Below are 14,406 nucleotides of genomic sequence, written 5' to 3' on the forward strand. Positions count from 1 at the left end.
CCTGCCGCCGCCAGGATGAGCCCATGCACATAGGTATCGCGCTGCCGCAGTACGGAACCCACGCCCGCGCCGAGATCGTCGCGCCCTTCGCGCGGGACGCGGAGGCCGCCGGGTTCGACTCGCTCTGGGTCGGCGACCGTTCGCTGACCCCGGTCGAGCCCAGCGACCTCTACCCCGGACACACCCCGGAGCACCCGTACCCGGCCGAGTACAAGACCTTCCTCGACCCGCTCGTCGTGCTCACCGTCGCCGCCACCGCCACCACCCGGGTCCGGCTCGGCACGAGCACCCTCAACGCCCCCTGGTACCCGCCCCTGCTCCTCGCGCGCTCGCTCACCTCCCTGGACCGGGTCAGCGGCGGCCGCCTGGACGCCGGGCTCGGCATCGGCTGGATGCGGGACGAATACACGGCTGTGAACGCCGACTTCGGCAGGCGCGGGGCCCGCCTGGAGGAGATCCTCGACGTCCTGGAGGGCATCTGGGCGCAGGAGGTCTTCGGGCACAAGGGCGAGCACTGGGAGATCCCGCGCTCGTACGTCGGGCTCCGCCCCGTCCAGCACTCCGGGCCGCCGCTCTACCTGGGCGGGTTCAGCCCGGCCGCGATGGCCCGGGTCGGCCGCAGGGCCGCCGGGTGGGTCGGGGTCTCGCTGCCCGCCGAGGCGCAGGCGGGGCTGTGGGGGATCGCGCGGCGCGCCGCCGAGGACGCGGGCCGGGACCCGGACGAGCTGCGCCGCCGGATCCGGCACAACCCGAGGCCCGGGGCGACGGCCGAGGACATCGCCGCCGTGCTGCGCGGGGTGCGGGACACGGGGGCGGAGAGCTGCTTCGTGGACCTCCAGCAGTGCGTGCGGGAGCCGGAGGAGGCGCTGGAGCTGGGGAGCGCGGTGCTGGAGCGGGTGCGGCGGGGTTAGGGCCCGCCCCGACGGGTGCGGCGAGTCCGGGCCCGTCCGGCGGGTGCGGCGAGTCCGGGCCCGTCCGGCGGGTGGCGCGGCCCCGTACCGGCCCTTCCGCGACGAGGCCCGTACCGGCCCGGTCCCGCGGGCCGGTACGGGGGAGTCCTCAGGCCGCGGCGGGGCGCCGCATCGCCCACAGGGCCGGGCCGCCGCCCGGCAGTTCGACCTCGCCGAGCACCGTGAAGCCGAAGTGCTCGTAGACCGGGATGTTGGCCGGCTTGGACGACTCCAGGTAGACCGGCAGGCCGTCCGCGTCGGCCTTGGCGAGGCCCGAGCGGAGCAGGGCGGAGCCGTGGCCCTGGCCCTGGGCGGCGGGGTCGGCGCCGACGACGGCCAGGTACCAGTGCGGCTCCTTGGGGCCGTGCTCGGCGGCAAGATCGACGGCCTCGCGGAACAGCGGCGCGCGGTCGCCCAGGATCTCCGTCAGCTCCTGGACGGTCCCGGCGTCCGGCACGGCCTTGTCCTGCGCGCCCGGCGGCACCCAGAACGAGGCGGCGGCCTCGGTGCGCTCGCAGACGCCGTGGCGGCCGTACTGCCGGGTGAAGATGGTGGCGAAGTACCGCCCGAGGCCCGCCTCGCGCGTGGCCTCGTCGGGGAAGAACCAGCGCATCATCGGGTCGTCGTCGAACGCGCGCGTCAGGGTGCGGCTGATCGCCGTGGCGTCGTCGAGCGTCGCGGGCCGCGGGGAATTGGCCGCACTCGCCGCATTCGTTGTATTGGTCATCGACATGCGGCTCATTGTGCACTTGGTGATCTTCGGTGCTCGGGCCAGGGGTATCTCTTCGCGCGTGCAAGGGTTTTGGCGGGTTCAGGGGCCGAAGCGGCGGCGGTACGCGGACGGGCTGAGGCCCGTCTCGCGGCGCAGGCGGGCCCGCAGGTTGGCCGCCGTGCCGAGGCCGCTCCGGTGGGCGACCACGTCGAGCCGCTCCTCGCCGCGCTCGATGAGGCGGCACGCGAACGCGGTGCGCTCGCCGTTCAGCCAGGCCAGCGGGGTCGTGCCGAGCTGTGCGCGGAAGCGCCGGTGCAGCGTCGCCGGGCTGACGGCGGCGCGCGCGGCGAGGTCGGGGACCGTGAGGGGTTCGCCGAGCCGCTCCTGGGCCCAGGCGAGCAGCGGCGCGAGCGACTCGTCGGGCACGTCGGGGACGGGGCGCTCCACGAACTGGCGCTGGCCGCCGTCCCGGTGGGCGGCGAAGACCAGGCGCCGCGACACGGAGTTGGCGACCTCCGCGCCGAAGTCGCGGCGCACGACGTGCAGTCCGAGGTCGAGCGCGGCGGCGCTGCCCGCGGCGGTGAGGATGTCGCCGTCGTCGACGAAGAGGACGTCCGGTTCGAGCTGGACGGCGGGGAAGCGGCGCCGGAAGTCGTCCGCCCACTGCCAGTGCGCGGTGGCCCGGCGCCCGTCGAGGACCCCGGCCTCGGCCAGCGTGAAGGCGCCGCTGCAGAAGCCGACGAGGCGGGCGCCGCGCGCGTGCGCCCTGCGGACGGCGGCGAGGACGGCGGGGCGGCGGGGGACCCAGGTGTCGGGGCGGTTCGGCACGATCAGGGTGTCCGCGGTGTCGGCCGCGTCGAGGGCGGCGACCCCGGTGAGGGTGAAGAAGCCGTCCCGCATCAGGGTGCGGGGCTCGGGGGAGCAGAGCGTGAACTCGTACAGCTCCCGGCCGAGTTCGGGCCTGCGCAGGCCGAAGATCTCGGAGGCGCAGCCCAGCTCGAAGGGGTTGGAGTTCTCGTCGACGATGACGACGACGCGGTGGAGGGGGTCGGCGGAGGGGGCGTCGGCGTGGGGCGGGCGGCCTGCCCCGGAGACGTGAGAGTTTTCTTGCGCCATATGCGATTTCTAGCACTCGTCGCGATCCCGGCCAAGGCCCACGATGAGTCCATGAGCAACGAAACCGCCGCCCACAGCCGCGACCCCATCGCCCTCCACGACGCCCTGGCCTCCTTCGACGCGCTGTGGAGCCCCCGCATCGTCACCCGCGTCAACGACTACGACGTCCGCGTCGCCAAGGTCGAGGGCGAGTACCTCTGGCACGTCCACGACGACACCGACGAGTTCTTCCTCGTCGTGGAGGGCGAGCTGGACATCGCCCTGCGCGACGCCGCGGGCGAGCGCACCGTCACGCTGCCCCGGGGCTCCGTCTTCACCGTCCCGCGCGGCACCGAGCACAAGCCGATCGCCCGCACCCGCGCCTCGATCCTGCTGTTCGAGCCCACGGGCACGCTGACGGTGGGGGACCGGCACGAGGAGGTCCCGGACTACGTGGACGCGACGACGGGCCACGCGCTGGCCTGACGGGCCGCCGCGCCACGGCCGCCCGGTGCCGGGCCGGCGCGACGCGCCCCCGCCCGGCCTACGTCAGACAGAACTCGTTCCCCTCCGGGTCGGCCATCACCACCCACTCGCCGCCCTGCTCCTGGACGTGCCGCAGCGCGGTCGCGCCCAGCGCCTCCAGGCGGGCCTGTTCCTTCTCGCGGGTGCCGGGCGCGGCGTGCACGTCCACGTGCAGGCGGTTCTTGCCGGACTTCGTCTCCGGGACGCGCTGGAAGAGCAGCCGCCGCCCGAGGCCGGTGCCGGTCTCCTCGTCGTACGGATCGTCCGGATGCCGTACGGCGATGAGGTCGCGGAAGCTGCGGCGTCCCCGGAAGTCGACGGTGTCGGCCTCCGTCACGGCGCCGAAACCGAGCAGTCGCTCGATCAGGGCGCTGTTGTCCTCGACCTCGTACCCCAGCGTCTCGCCCCAGAAGGCGGCCTGGGCGTGCGGGTCCTGCGCATCGATCACGAGTTTCCAGTGCAGGGTCATGCCTTCATCGTAACCACTTATAATGGTTATGTGCCGGACGAGAAGCGAGAAACCCGAGAAGCCAGGGAAAGCCGGGGCGGCCGTGAAGGCCGCGAAGGCGCGTCGGCGGGTGGGCCGGGGCGCCCGCCGGGCGTGATCATGCGGCCGCCGGACGGGCAGGTCTACCGCTTCGACCCCGGGGCGCTCTGTCTGGAACTGCTCGCGACCGGCGGCCCCGGCGAGTTCGCCCGCTTCGAGACGCTGCGCGCGCCCTCGGACCTGGCCGCGTGGGCGGCCGCGAGCCGCCTCGGCGGATGCCCCGGACTGACCGTCACGGAGGCCGAGTTGGCGTCGGCCAGGGACCTGCGCGACGCGCTGTTCCTGTTCACGGCCGACCACGCCCACGGCCGCCCCTGGGACCCCCGCCGCGTCGCGGCGCTCAATGCCGCCGCTGCCGCGACCCCGCTCGCCGCCCGCATCGAACCGGACGGCACCCGCGCCTGGACCCCCGGCGGCACCGGAACCCAGCTCCTCGCGACGGTCGCCCGCGACGCCGTCGACCTCTTCACCGGCCCGTACGCCCCGCGCGTACGCGAGTGCTCCGCCCACGACTGCTTCCTGCTCTTCGTGGACACCTCACGCCCCGGGCGACGGCGCTGGTGCGCGATGGAGCGCTGCGGGAACAGGGCGAAGGCGCGCACGCACCGGGCGACGCGCGCCGCTTCGGCGGACCCGGACAAGCCCTAGGGGAGCCCCGCCCCCGACTCCGCCTCCTCCTCTGCTGCCGCCCGCTCGTCGTACGCCGTCCGCGCCGCCGCGATCTCCCCCTGGTGCTGCTCCGTCCACGTCACCAGGGACTGGATCGTGTGGTGCAACGTGCCGCCGAGGGGCGTGAGTTCGTACTCCACGCGCGGCGGGACCACCGGATGCACCGTGCGGAGGACCAGGCCGTCGCGCTCCAGCTGGCGCAGGGTGACCGTCAGCATGCGCTGGCTGATGCCGTCGATCTCGCGCCGCAGCTCGGTGAAGCGCAGGCGGCGGCGGTCCAGGAGCGCGATCACGAGGAGCGACCACTTGTCGGCGACCCGGTCCAGGATCTGCCGTACCTGGCAGTCCTCGCGGGTGTCCCACTGGAAGGGATCGGCGTCGCCATAGTCCACGGTCGCGCCCACGGTGCCTTGGGAGTTACTCGGTGACTTCAAAGTGCCTTCTTCCATACCTGTCGATGCTGCCCCACGATTCCCTTGGTTACAAGAAGGAACCGGCCGTCGGTCGAGTAACCGACACCCCGAGGCCGACACCCCGAGACCAAGGAGTCCTCATGGGCGCCCGCGCCTGGGCACTGCTGCTCGTGCTCTGCGGAACGATCTTTCTGGAGGGCATCGACATCGCGATGGTCGCGATCGCGATCCCCTCGATCCGGTCCGACCTGGGCCTCTCGACCGGCACGGCGGCCTGGGTCGTCAGCGCCTACGTCCTCGGCTACGCGGGCTTCACCCTGCTCGGCGGCCGGGCCGCCGACCTGCTCGGCCGGCGGCGGATGTTCCTCGTCTGGCTCGGGGTCTTCCTGCTCTTCTCCGGCCTCGGCGGCTTCGCGACCGAGGGCTGGATGCTGGTCGTCGCGCGCTTCGTGACCGGCGTGGCCGCGGCGTTCATGACGCCCGCCGCGATGTCGATCATCACCACCTCGTACGCGGAGGGCCCCGACCGCAACAAGGCGCTCCTCGTCTTCGCCGGGACCTCGGCGGGCGGCTTCTCGCTCGGCCTGGTCGTCGGCGGGCTGCTCACCGAACTCGGCTGGCAGTGGGTGTTCTTCACGCCGGTGATCTTCGCGGCCGCGATCCTCGTGGCGGCGCTGCGGCTCATCCCGCCGGAGCCGCCCCGCGCCGGGACCGGGCCCTCGCGCCGGTTCGACCTGCCCGGGGCCGCGGCGGCGGCCGGGGCCATGCTGCTCCTCGCCTTCGGCGTCGTACGGCTCGAACACGGCTTCGCGGACTGGCCGTTGACGGTCGCCGCGGCCCTCGCGGGGCTGCTGCTCGTCGGGGCGTTCGTCCGCATCGAGCGGCGCACGGCGGACCCGCTGGTGCGCCTCGGGATCTTCCGTACGGGGTCCGTGGTGCGGGCCGGGCTCGGGGCGCTGCTCTACCTCGGGGCCTTCATGGGCTTCCAGTTCGTCCTGACGCTCTACCTCCAGGACCTGCGCGGCTGGTCGTCCTGGCAGACCGCCGTCGCGATGATCGTCCTCGGCTGCGACGTGATCCTCTCGCCGACGCTCACCCCGCGCCTGGTCCGGCGGTTCGGCAACGCGCGCGTGATCCTCGGCGGCTTCGTCATGGCCGCCGTGGGGTACGGACTCTTCCTGCCGGTCGGCGCGGACTGGCCGTACCTCGCGATGTTCCCGACGCTGCTGCTCGCGGGCACCGGCTTCGCGCTCACGCTCGGCCCGCAGATGATCGCGGCGACGGACGGCGTCGCCGAGCGGGAGCAGGGGCTCGCCAGCGGGCTCCTTCAGACGTCCACGCAGTTCGGCGCGGCGATCGGCATCTCGGCCGTGACGGCCGTCTACGGCCTGGTCTCCGGGGGCGCGCACGCGCACGGGGGCGGGGCGGCGGACGCGGATCTGGCGGCGTTCCGCTGGGCGCTGGTCGTGCCGGTGGTCATGGCGGTCCTGGGCACGGTCGTCGCGATGGTCGGCGTGCGGACGAGTCGGCGCGGCGGGCGCGGTGGTGCGGTGGGCGCCGGGCCCGGGAGCGGGGCAACAGGCGGGCGGGGCAAGGGCGCAGGCCCGTCCCGCACGGTCGCGGGCAGCGCTCAGCCCGCCGCCCTGAGCGCTCCGGAGTCCCCGCGCCGCGCGGTCAGGGAGGCGCGGTAGCCGCTCGGCGTGACCCCGCGGATTCGCTTGAAGGCGTCGCTGAAGCCGAACCCGTCGGCGTACCCCACCCGCGCGGCCACCGCCGCGACCGTGGCGCCCGGCTCCGCGAGGAGGTCGGCGGCGAGGGCCATGCGCCACTCGGTGAGGTACGCCATCGGGGGCACCCCCACCAGGTCGGCGAAGTTCCTGGCGAACGCCGCGCGGGACACCTGGGCGCACCCGGCGAGCGACGCCACCGTCCAGGCCCGGCCCGGCTCGTCGTGCATGGCGCGCAGGGCCGGGCCGACCACGTCGTCGCCGAGCGCCCGGTACCAGGCGGGCGGCCGCGCCTCGGGCAGGTCGAACCAGTCCCGCAGGGTGCAGGCGAGCAGCCAGTCGAGCATCCGGTCCATCACGTACTGGCGGCCGGGACGTTCGGCGGCCACCTCCTCGGCGATCAGCTCGATGATCGTCAGGCACTCCTCGCCGCCCGGCACGACGAGCAGCGGCGGCAGCGCGGTGAGCAGCCGCCGCCCGCCGGCCCCGTCCCACTGGTAGGCGCCGGTGACCAGCTCGGTCTCGGCGCTGTCGGCGGTGGCGATGCGGTACGGCGCGGAGGTGCTGACGGCGGCGGACCCGGCCGTGACCGTCCGCAGGCCGCCGACCCCCGAGACCCCGGGCCCCGGCGTCACCCGGGCCTCGCCCCGCAACACCATCACCAGCGTCAGCGCGGCGGGCTCCGGCGGTTCCGACTCCCACGCCCCGCTCAGGACCGTACGACTGAACCGTGCGCCGTCGGCGCGGATGCCACGCAGCAGATCCCCCAGAGCGTCCATGCCGTCCACCGTAGACGGAGTCCCGCCGCGGCGGGACGGGCCGCGGCGCCCGTGGGGCGGGCTCCGGCGTGCGTGAGACGGACGCGTATGGCGCCAAGACGCCCGCCCATGTCACCAGGAACGGCACGGAGGTTGGCTTGCCGCATGACGACAACACCTCACGCCGGCCCCACCGACCCCACTGGCCCTACTAGCCCCCTGTTCCTCGTCCTCGGCGCCACCGGCAAGACCGGCCGCCGCGTCGTGCCCCGGCTGCGCGCCGCGGGCCACACCGTGCGGGCGGTGTCCCGCTCCGGCGAGACCCGCTTCGACTGGCACGACCGGACCACCTGGGCCCCGGTCCTGGACGGCGTGACCGGGCTCTACCTGATCGCGCCCGAGGACCCGGAACCCGTCGACGACTTCGTGGCGCAGGCCGCGGCGGCGGGCGTGCGGCGCTTCGTGGTCCTGTCCGGGCGCGGCGCCGACGTGTCCGGCGAGTCCTTCCTGCCGGGCATGGCGCGGGCCGAGCGGGCCGTCGCGGACGCGCGCGTCGACTGGACGGTGGTCCGGGCCAACAACTTCGCGCAGAACTTCTCCGAGGACTTCTTCCACGCGGCGGTCCTCGCGGGCCGCCTCGCCCTGCCGGTCGGCGACACGGTGGAGCCGTTCGTCGACGTGGAGGACATCGCGGACGTCGTGGTCGCGCTGCTCACCGAGGAGGGCCACAGCCACCGCGTGTACGAGCTCTCGGGCCCGCGCGCCCTCACCTACGGCGCGGCGGTCGCGGAGATCGCGGAGGCGTCGGGCCGCCCGATGCGCTTCGAGGCGATCTCGCCGGAGCAGTTCCTGGCGGAGCTGACCGCCGACGGCGTGCCCGCGGCCGTGGCCCAGGAGCTCACCGACCTCTTCACGTTCGTCGCCGAGGGCCACCTCTCGTCGCTGGCGACCGGCGTGCGGGACGTGCTGGGGCGGGAGCCGCGGGACTTCACGGAGTACGTGAAGGCGACTGCGGCGCGGGGGGCGTGGGAGGGGAGCCGGTCCGGCGTTTGAGGACGAGGCGCGAAGCGCTGACAGAGGGGGGAGAGGGGGCGAAGCCCCCATGCGGTTCGCCTGCCTTACGCCGCGCGAGGCGCACCGCGTTCCGGCGCGCGGTGCGCAGACCGTCGAAGGTCAGCAGGACCAGGGCCAGCCACACCAGCGCGAACCCGGCCCACCGCTCGGGCGGCATCGCCTCGTGGAAGTACAGGATGCCGAGCAGGAACTGGAAGACGGGCGCCAGGTACTGGAGCAGCCCGAGCGTGGACAGCGGCACCCGGATCGCGGCGGCGCCGAAGCAGACCAGCGGCGCGGCCGTCACCACACCCGTGGCGGCGAGCAGCGCGGCGTGCCCGAAGCCCTCGGTGGCGAAGGTGGCGTCGCCCTGCGTGCCGAGCCACACCACGAAGGCGAGCGCGGGCAGGAACTGCACGGCGGTCTCGGCGGCGAGCGACTCCAGGCCGCCGAGGTTGACCTTCTTCTTGACCAGGCCGTACGTGGCGAAGGAGAAGGCGAGCACGAGGGAGATCCACGGCGGGCGGCCGTAGCCGAAGCCGAGGACGAGGACGGCGGCGAGGCCGACGCCGACGGCCGTCCACTGCACCGGGCGCAGCCGCTCGCCGAGCAGCAGGACGCCGATGGCGATGGTGACCAGGGGGTTGATGAAGTAGCCGAGGGAGGCCTCGACGACGTGGCCGGAGTTCACGGCCCAGATGTAGACGCCCCAGTTGAGGGTGATCACGGCCGCGGCCACCGTCACCAGGCCCAGCTTGCGCGGCTGGCGCAGGAGTTCACCGGCCCAGGCCCAGCGGCGCACGACGAGCAGCGCGACGCCGACGACGATCAGGGACCACGCCATGCGGTGGGCCAGGATCTCGCCCGCGCCCGCGGGCTTGAGCAGCGGCCAGAAGAGGGGCACGAGGCCCCACATGCCGTACGCGGCGAAGCCGTTGAGCAGACCTATCCGTGCCTCGGCCTTCGCCTGCGCTGGGGTCACGGCTCCTCCTTCGTGCGGGGCAGCCGCTCGCTGCCGAGCACGAAGGTAGCGCCCCCGGGGCACGGCTGTCATGTCCGTATCGCAATACGGTCATGACAGCCCGCCCCGGGGGCGAACCCGGAGTGATCCCGGGGGGTCCCGGGGGGGGATTCCGGAGTGATCCCGGAGTGATCCTGGAGTGATCCTGGGGGATTCCAGGGTGATCCCAGGCGTGCTCCCGGCGGGGTTCAGCCCTTGAGCGCCGCGGCGATCGCCTCGCCCATCGGCGTCGTCGGGCGCCCGATGAGGCGGGCCAGGTCGCCGCTGCCCCCGGCGAGCAGCCCGCGCCCGATCGCCGCGTCCACGTCCACGAGGATCGCGGCGAACGGCTCCGGCATCCCGGCGCCGGTCAGCACGGCGCGGTGCTCGGCGGGGGAGACCTCCTTGTACGTGACGGGCCTGCCGGAGTGCGCGGCGACCTCGGCGGCGTACTCGGGGAAGCTCCACGCGGTGTCGCCGCTCAGCTCGTACGCGACGCCCTCGTGGCCCTCGCCGGTCAGCACGGCGACGGCGGCGGCGGCGTAGTCGGCGCGGGCGGCCGAGGCCACCCGGCCCGTGCCCGCGCTGCCGACGACGGCGTCGTGGGCCAGGACCGGGGCCAGGTGCTCCGTGTAGTTCTCGTGGTACCAGCCGTTGCGCAGGAACGTGTACGGCAGGCCCGAGTCGAGCACCGCCTGCTCGGTGACCTTGTGCTCGGCGGCCAGGTCGAAGTCGGCGGCGGGTCCGCCGAGCACGCCCGTGTAGACGAGGTGGGCGACCCCGGCGGCGCGCGCCGCGTCGATCACGGCCCGGTGCTGCGGCACCCGCTGTCCGACCTCGCTGCCGGAGATCAGGAGCACCTTGTCGCCCGCGGCGAAGGCCCCGGCGAGCGTCTCGGGGGCGCTGTAGTCGGCGACGCGCAGCTCCACGCCGCGCGCGGCCAGGTCCGCGGCCTTCTCCTTGTTCCGGACGACGGCCACGACCTGCCCGGCGGGCACGCCCGCGTCCAGCAGGCCCGCGACGACGAGGCGGCCGAGGTGGCCGGTGGCTCCGGTGACGACGATGCTCATGGCGAAATCTCCCATATGCCCTGCTCAGGGCTGTTGTGACGTGGTATGCCACTCACCCTAGCTCCGGCACTAACTATCCGTAAGTACCCACTTTGAAGTAAGGTACTGGCATGGCCGTAAGTACCAACTGGACCTTCGACGCCGAGCAGATGTGCCCCCACCGCCTCGTCCTGGAGCACGTCACCAGCCGCTGGGGCGTCCTCGTCCTGATCACCCTCGCCGAGCGCTCGTACCGGTTCAGCGAGCTGCGTCGTGCGATCGGCGCCCTGGGCAGCCGGACCGTCAGCGAGAAGATGCTGACCCAGACCCTTCAGACCCTGGAGCGCGACGGACTGGTGCACCGCGACGCCAAGCCGGTCATCCCGCCCCGCGTCGACTACTCCCTCACCGGCCTGGGCCGTGAGGCCGCCGAGCTGGTCCACACCCTCGCGGCGTGGACGGACCGACGGATGGACGACGTGCTGGAGGCACGCGCGAAGTACGACGAAGCCCGGTCCTGACGGTCAGGACCGGGCTCCGGTGCCGGAGGCGCCCCTGAGGGGCGCGGGGCTCTGGCATGTGCGGCTCCGCCGCGTGGGCGCGACCAGCCACGAACGGCCCGCAGCCGAAGGGCTTACCCGACCACGGTCCAGGTGTCCCCGCCGGCCAGCAGCGCAGCAAGATCGCCCTTGCCGCGCTGCTCGATGGCCGCGTCGAGCTGGTCGGCCATCAGCGTGTCGTACACCGGCCGGTCCACGCTGCGGAAGACGCCGATGGGCGTGTGGTGCAGCGTGTCGGGGTCGGCGAGGCGGGACAGCGCGAAGGCCGTGGTCGGGGACGCGGCGTGGGCGTCGTGGACCAGGATCTGCGACTGGTTCTCCTCCGTCACCGCGACGACCTTCAGATCGCCGGTGGCCGGGTCCCGCACGACGCCCTTGGAGTTGTCGGTGCCGAAGCGGATCGGTGCGCCGTGCTCCAGGCGGATCACGGCCTCTTCGGCCTGCTGCTTGTCCTTCAGGACCTCGAAGGCGCCGTCGTTGAAGATGTTGCAGTTCTGGTAGATCTCCACGAGCGCCGTGCCCGGGTGGTCGGCGGCCTGGCGCAGGACGTCGGTGAGGTGCTTGCGGTCGGAGTCCACCGTCCGCGCCACGAAGGACGCCTCCGCGCCGATCGCCAGGGACACCGGGTTGAAGGGCGCGTCGAGCGAGCCCATCGGCGTCGACTTGGTGATCTTGCCGACCTCGGAGGTCGGGGAGTACTGCCCCTTGGTGAGGCCGTAGATCCGGTTGTTGAACAGCAGGATCTTCAGGTTCACGTTGCGGCGCAGCGCGTGGATGAGGTGGTTGCCGCCGATGGACAGCGCGTCGCCGTCACCCGTGACGACCCAGACGGACAGGTCGCGCCTGCTGGAGGCGAGGCCCGTCGCGATGGCCGGGGCGCGGCCGTGGATGGAGTGCATCCCGTACGTGTTCATGTAGTACGGGAAGCGGGACGAGCAGCCGATGCCGGAGACGAAGACGATGTTCTCCTTGGCCAGGCCGAGCTCGGGCATGAAGCCCTGCACGGCGGCCAGGACCGCGTAGTCACCGCAGCCGGGGCACCAGCGCACTTCCTGGTCGGACTTGAAGTCCTTCATGGACTGCTTGCCCTCGGCCTTGGGCACGAGCTTCAGAAGCGTCTCGGAACCTGTGGGCCCCTCGAGCGTGGTGTCAGCCATCGATGGCCTCCTTGAGAGCCGTGGCGAGCTGCTCGGCCTTGAACGGCATGCCGTTGACCTGGTTGTACGAGACCGCGTCCACGAGGTAACGGGCGCGGATCAGGGTGGCGAGCTGACCGAGGTTCATCTCGGGGATCACCACCTTGTCGTAACGCTTCAGGACCTCGCCCAGGTTCCTCGGGAACGGGTTGAGGTGGCGCAGATGCGCCTGCGCGACGCTCTGCCCGGCGGCGCGCAGCCGGCGCACCGCCGCCGTGATCGGGCCGTACGTCGAGCCCCAGCCGAGGACGAGCAGCCGGGCGTCGCCGCTCGCGTCGTCGACCTCCAGGTCGGGCACCTCGATGCCGTCCACCTTGGCCTGCCTGGTGCGGACCATGAAGTCGTGGTTGGCCGGGTCGTAGGAGATGTTGCCCGTGCCGTCCTGCTTCTCGATGCCGCCGATGCGGTGCTCCAGGCCCGGCGTGCCCGGGATCGCCCACGGCCGGGCGAGGGTCTGCGGGTCGCGCAGATACGGCCAGAAGACGTCGGTGCCGTCCGCCAGCGTGTGGTTGGGGCCGGAGGCGAACTGCGTGCGCAGGTCGGGCAGTTCGTCGGTGTCCGGCACGCGCCACGGCTCCGAGCCGTTGGCCAGATAGCCGTCGGACAGCAGGAAGACCGGGGTGCGGTACGTGACGGCGATCCGGGCCGCCTCGATGGTCGCGTCGAAGCAGTCCGCGGGCGTGCGCGGGGCGACGACGGGCACCGGGGCCTCGCCGTTGCGGCCGTACATCGCCTGGAGGAGGTCCGCCTGCTCGGTCTTGGTCGGCAGGCCCGTGGAGGGGCCGCCGCGCTGGATGTCGACGATCAGGAGCGGCAGCTCCAGGGACACCGCGAGGCCGATGGTCTCCGACTTCAGCGCCACACCGGGGCCGGAGGTCGTGGTCACGGCCAGCGAGCCGCCGAAGGCCGCGCCGAGCGCCGCGCCGATGCCCGCGATCTCGTCCTCGGCCTGGAAGGTCCGCACGCCGAAGTTCTTGTGCTTGCTCAGCTCGTGCAGGATGTCCGAGGCCGGCGTGATCGGGTACGAGCCCAGGTACAGCGGCAGGTCCGCCTGGCGCGCGGCCGCGATCAGGCCGTACGACAGGGCGAGGTTGCCGGAGATGTTGCGGTACGTGCCCGTGGGGAACGCCTTGGACGCGGGCGCCACCTCGTAGCTGACCGCGAAGTCCTCGGTCGTCTCGCCGAAGTTCCAGCCCGCGCGGAACGCGGCGATGTTCGCGGCGGCGATCTCCGGCTTCTTGGCGAACTTCGTCTTCAGGAACTTCTCGGTGCCCTCGGTCGGCCGGTGGTACATCCACGAGAGCAGGCCGAGCGCGAACATGTTCTTCGACCGGCCCGCGTCCTTCCGGGACAGGTCGAACTCCTTCAGCGCCTCGACCGTCAGCGTGGTCAGCGGCACCGGGTGCACCTGGAAGCCGTCCAGCGAGCCGTCCTCGAGCGGCGAGGTCTCGTACCCCACCTTCTGCATGGCCCGCTTGGTGAACTCGTCCGTGTTCACGATCACCTCGGCGCCGCGCGGCACGTCGCCGATGTTCGCCTTCAGCGCCGCCGGGTTCATCGCGACCAGCACGTTCGGCGCGTCGCCCGGGGTGAGGATGTCGTGGTCCGCGAAGTGCAGCTGGAACGACGACACACCGGGCAGCGTCCCGGCGGGGGCGCGGATCTCGGCGGGGAAGTTCGGCAGCGTCGACAGGTCGTTGCCGAAGGACGCCGTCTCGGAGGTGAACCGGTCACCCGTGAGCTGCATGCCGTCACCGGAGTCACCCGCGAACCGAATGATCACCCGGTCGAGACGACGCACGTCCTTCTCGCCCGCAGCGGCCTTGCGCTGCTCCCCTACGACGGCTTCGTCGGCCTGCTCGGCCGGGCTACTGACCTGGCTGGTCACTGAACTGGACCTCCCTCGAGGCGGCTGTGCGGGAGCGGCAGGCCGCCCTGCCCTCCCATCGCCCACCCTACGTCTGTAAGGGTCACCTTCTTAGGGCCGCTCGCATGGTGGACGCACCTTTGAGACAGCTGGATGCCCTGATTTGTCATGCTGTGACTCGCCCCCCGGCCTTTCATGAAGACGCTCTCCGCTCATCCTTTGGTTCTAGGACCGTGTTGCGGTGGTGCGGTGTCGCTGTGCGTGACCTTGTCCCGGTGGCGGGAC

General features: G+C 72.9%; 15 protein-coding genes. 6 read left to right on the top strand and 9 right to left on the bottom strand.

Annotated elements, in window-relative coordinates; translation table 11 throughout:
* Positions 1-23 precede the first annotated feature (23 nt).
* On the top strand, positions 24-911 hold the full coding sequence (locus tag AB6L24_RS28360; protein ID WP_405659841.1) for a TIGR03619 family F420-dependent LLM class oxidoreductase: 888 nt from the start codon (positions 24-26) through the stop codon (positions 909-911).
* Positions 912-1,059: 148 nt separating this feature from the next.
* Here AB6L24_RS28360 and AB6L24_RS28365 read toward each other — a convergent pair whose 3' ends face one another.
* Both AB6L24_RS28365 and AB6L24_RS28370 read right to left on the bottom strand, forming a co-directional pair.
* Positions 1,060-1,692 carry a GNAT family N-acetyltransferase gene (locus AB6L24_RS28365; RefSeq protein ID WP_405659844.1) on the bottom strand — a complete coding sequence of 211 codons (633 nt, stop codon included), beginning with the start codon at positions 1,690-1,692 and terminating at the stop codon, positions 1,060-1,062.
* A 69-nt stretch (positions 1,693-1,761) separates the two neighbouring features.
* The gene (locus AB6L24_RS28370; RefSeq protein ID WP_405659847.1) at positions 1,762-2,778 is read right to left on the bottom strand and encodes a helix-turn-helix domain-containing protein; all 1,017 of its coding nucleotides are present in this window, start codon (positions 2,776-2,778) and stop codon (positions 1,762-1,764) included.
* Between the two features lie 51 nt (positions 2,779-2,829).
* On the opposite strand from AB6L24_RS28370, the gene AB6L24_RS28375 reads away from it, so the two are divergent.
* Positions 2,830-3,243 (top strand): cupin domain-containing protein, encoded by a 414-nt coding sequence (locus tag AB6L24_RS28375; protein WP_405659850.1) that lies wholly within the window; start codon positions 2,830-2,832, stop codon positions 3,241-3,243.
* 58 nt (positions 3,244-3,301) lie between these two features.
* Here the strand turns inward: AB6L24_RS28375 and AB6L24_RS28380 are convergent, their stop codons facing one another.
* The gene (locus AB6L24_RS28380) at positions 3,302-3,751 is read right to left on the bottom strand and encodes a VOC family protein (protein WP_405659853.1); all 450 of its coding nucleotides are present in this window, start codon (positions 3,749-3,751) and stop codon (positions 3,302-3,304) included.
* 138 nt (positions 3,752-3,889) lie between these two features.
* On the opposite strand from AB6L24_RS28380, the gene AB6L24_RS28385 reads away from it, so the two are divergent.
* Positions 3,890-4,477 carry a CGNR zinc finger domain-containing protein gene (locus tag AB6L24_RS28385; RefSeq protein ID WP_405663392.1) on the top strand — a complete coding sequence of 196 codons (588 nt, stop codon included), beginning with the start codon at positions 3,890-3,892 and terminating at the stop codon, positions 4,475-4,477.
* Here the strand turns inward: AB6L24_RS28385 and AB6L24_RS28390 are convergent.
* On the bottom strand, positions 4,474-4,947 hold the full coding sequence (locus tag AB6L24_RS28390) for a winged helix-turn-helix transcriptional regulator (protein WP_405659856.1): 474 nt from the start codon (positions 4,945-4,947) through the stop codon (positions 4,474-4,476). The genes AB6L24_RS28385 and AB6L24_RS28390 overlap by 4 nt on opposite strands.
* A 104-nt stretch (positions 4,948-5,051) precedes the next feature.
* Here AB6L24_RS28390 and AB6L24_RS28395 point away from each other — a divergent pair, with 104 nt between their 5' ends.
* Complete coding sequence (locus tag AB6L24_RS28395) at positions 5,052-6,602, top strand: MFS transporter (RefSeq protein ID WP_405659859.1); 1,551 nt, start codon at positions 5,052-5,054, stop codon at positions 6,600-6,602.
* Here the strand turns inward: AB6L24_RS28395 and AB6L24_RS28400 are convergent.
* Positions 6,542-7,417, bottom strand: coding sequence for an AraC family transcriptional regulator (locus AB6L24_RS28400; RefSeq protein ID WP_405659862.1), 876 nt, complete (start codon positions 7,415-7,417; stop codon positions 6,542-6,544). The genes AB6L24_RS28395 and AB6L24_RS28400 overlap by 61 nt on opposite strands.
* A gap of 144 nt (positions 7,418-7,561) precedes the next feature.
* Here AB6L24_RS28400 and AB6L24_RS28405 point away from each other — a divergent pair, with 144 nt between their 5' ends.
* Positions 7,562-8,449, top strand: a complete 888-nt coding sequence (locus AB6L24_RS28405; protein ID WP_405659865.1) for an NAD(P)H-binding protein — start codon at positions 7,562-7,564, stop codon at positions 8,447-8,449.
* On the opposite strand, the gene rarD is transcribed toward AB6L24_RS28405, so the two are convergent.
* Positions 8,385-9,365 carry an EamA family transporter RarD gene (rarD, locus tag AB6L24_RS28410; RefSeq protein ID WP_405663395.1) on the bottom strand — a complete coding sequence of 327 codons (981 nt, stop codon included), beginning with the start codon at positions 9,363-9,365 and terminating at the stop codon, positions 8,385-8,387. The genes AB6L24_RS28405 and rarD overlap by 65 nt on opposite strands.
* A gap of 293 nt (positions 9,366-9,658) precedes the next feature.
* Positions 9,659-10,519 (bottom strand): SDR family oxidoreductase, encoded by an 861-nt coding sequence (locus AB6L24_RS28415; protein WP_405659867.1) that lies wholly within the window; start codon positions 10,517-10,519, stop codon positions 9,659-9,661.
* 110 nt (positions 10,520-10,629) lie between these two features.
* Here AB6L24_RS28415 and AB6L24_RS28420 point away from each other — a divergent pair, with 110 nt between their 5' ends.
* Positions 10,630-11,019, top strand: coding sequence for a winged helix-turn-helix transcriptional regulator (locus tag AB6L24_RS28420; protein WP_405659870.1), 390 nt, complete (start codon positions 10,630-10,632; stop codon positions 11,017-11,019).
* A 113-nt stretch (positions 11,020-11,132) separates the two neighbouring features.
* Here AB6L24_RS28420 and AB6L24_RS28425 read toward each other — a convergent pair whose 3' ends face one another.
* Complete coding sequence (locus AB6L24_RS28425; RefSeq protein ID WP_405659872.1) at positions 11,133-12,215, bottom strand: 2-oxoacid:ferredoxin oxidoreductase subunit beta; 1,083 nt, start codon at positions 12,213-12,215, stop codon at positions 11,133-11,135.
* Positions 12,208-14,142 (bottom strand): 2-oxoacid:acceptor oxidoreductase subunit alpha, encoded by a 1,935-nt coding sequence (locus tag AB6L24_RS28430; protein ID WP_405659874.1) that lies wholly within the window; start codon positions 14,140-14,142, stop codon positions 12,208-12,210. Before AB6L24_RS28430 ends, AB6L24_RS28425 begins: the two co-directional genes overlap by 8 nt.
* Positions 14,143-14,406: the final 264 nt, after the last annotated feature.

Source organism: Streptomyces sp. RK9, assembly GCF_045070545.1.
Classification (GTDB): Bacteria; Actinomycetota; Actinomycetes; order Streptomycetales; family Streptomycetaceae; genus Streptomyces; species Streptomyces alboflavus.

Coding starts and splice junctions, on each gene's coding strand:
- AB6L24_RS28420 (WP_405659870.1), top strand. CDS start 10,630: ATGGCCGTAAGTACCAACTGGACCTTCGACGCCGAGCAGATGTGCCCC.
- AB6L24_RS28365 (WP_405659844.1), bottom strand. CDS start 1,692: ATGAGCCGCATGTCGATGACCAATACAACGAATGCGGCGAGTGCGGCC.
- AB6L24_RS28395 (WP_405659859.1), top strand. CDS start 5,052: ATGGGCGCCCGCGCCTGGGCACTGCTGCTCGTGCTCTGCGGAACGATC.
- AB6L24_RS28360 (WP_405659841.1), top strand. CDS start 24: ATGCACATAGGTATCGCGCTGCCGCAGTACGGAACCCACGCCCGCGCC.
- AB6L24_RS28375 (WP_405659850.1), top strand. CDS start 2,830: ATGAGCAACGAAACCGCCGCCCACAGCCGCGACCCCATCGCCCTCCAC.
- AB6L24_RS28370 (WP_405659847.1), bottom strand. CDS start 2,778: ATGGCGCAAGAAAACTCTCACGTCTCCGGGGCAGGCCGCCCGCCCCAC.
- AB6L24_RS28380 (WP_405659853.1), bottom strand. CDS start 3,751: ATGACCCTGCACTGGAAACTCGTGATCGATGCGCAGGACCCGCACGCC.
- AB6L24_RS28425 (WP_405659872.1), bottom strand. CDS start 12,215: ATGGCTGACACCACGCTCGAGGGGCCCACAGGTTCCGAGACGCTTCTG.
- AB6L24_RS28385 (WP_405663392.1), top strand. CDS start 3,890: ATGCGGCCGCCGGACGGGCAGGTCTACCGCTTCGACCCCGGGGCGCTC.
- AB6L24_RS28405 (WP_405659865.1), top strand. CDS start 7,562: ATGACGACAACACCTCACGCCGGCCCCACCGACCCCACTGGCCCTACT.
- AB6L24_RS28400 (WP_405659862.1), bottom strand. CDS start 7,417: ATGGACGCTCTGGGGGATCTGCTGCGTGGCATCCGCGCCGACGGCGCA.
- AB6L24_RS28415 (WP_405659867.1), bottom strand. CDS start 10,519: ATGAGCATCGTCGTCACCGGAGCCACCGGCCACCTCGGCCGCCTCGTC.
- rarD (WP_405663395.1), bottom strand. CDS start 9,365: ATGTGGGGCCTCGTGCCCCTCTTCTGGCCGCTGCTCAAGCCCGCGGGC.
- AB6L24_RS28390 (WP_405659856.1), bottom strand. CDS start 4,947: ATGGAAGAAGGCACTTTGAAGTCACCGAGTAACTCCCAAGGCACCGTG.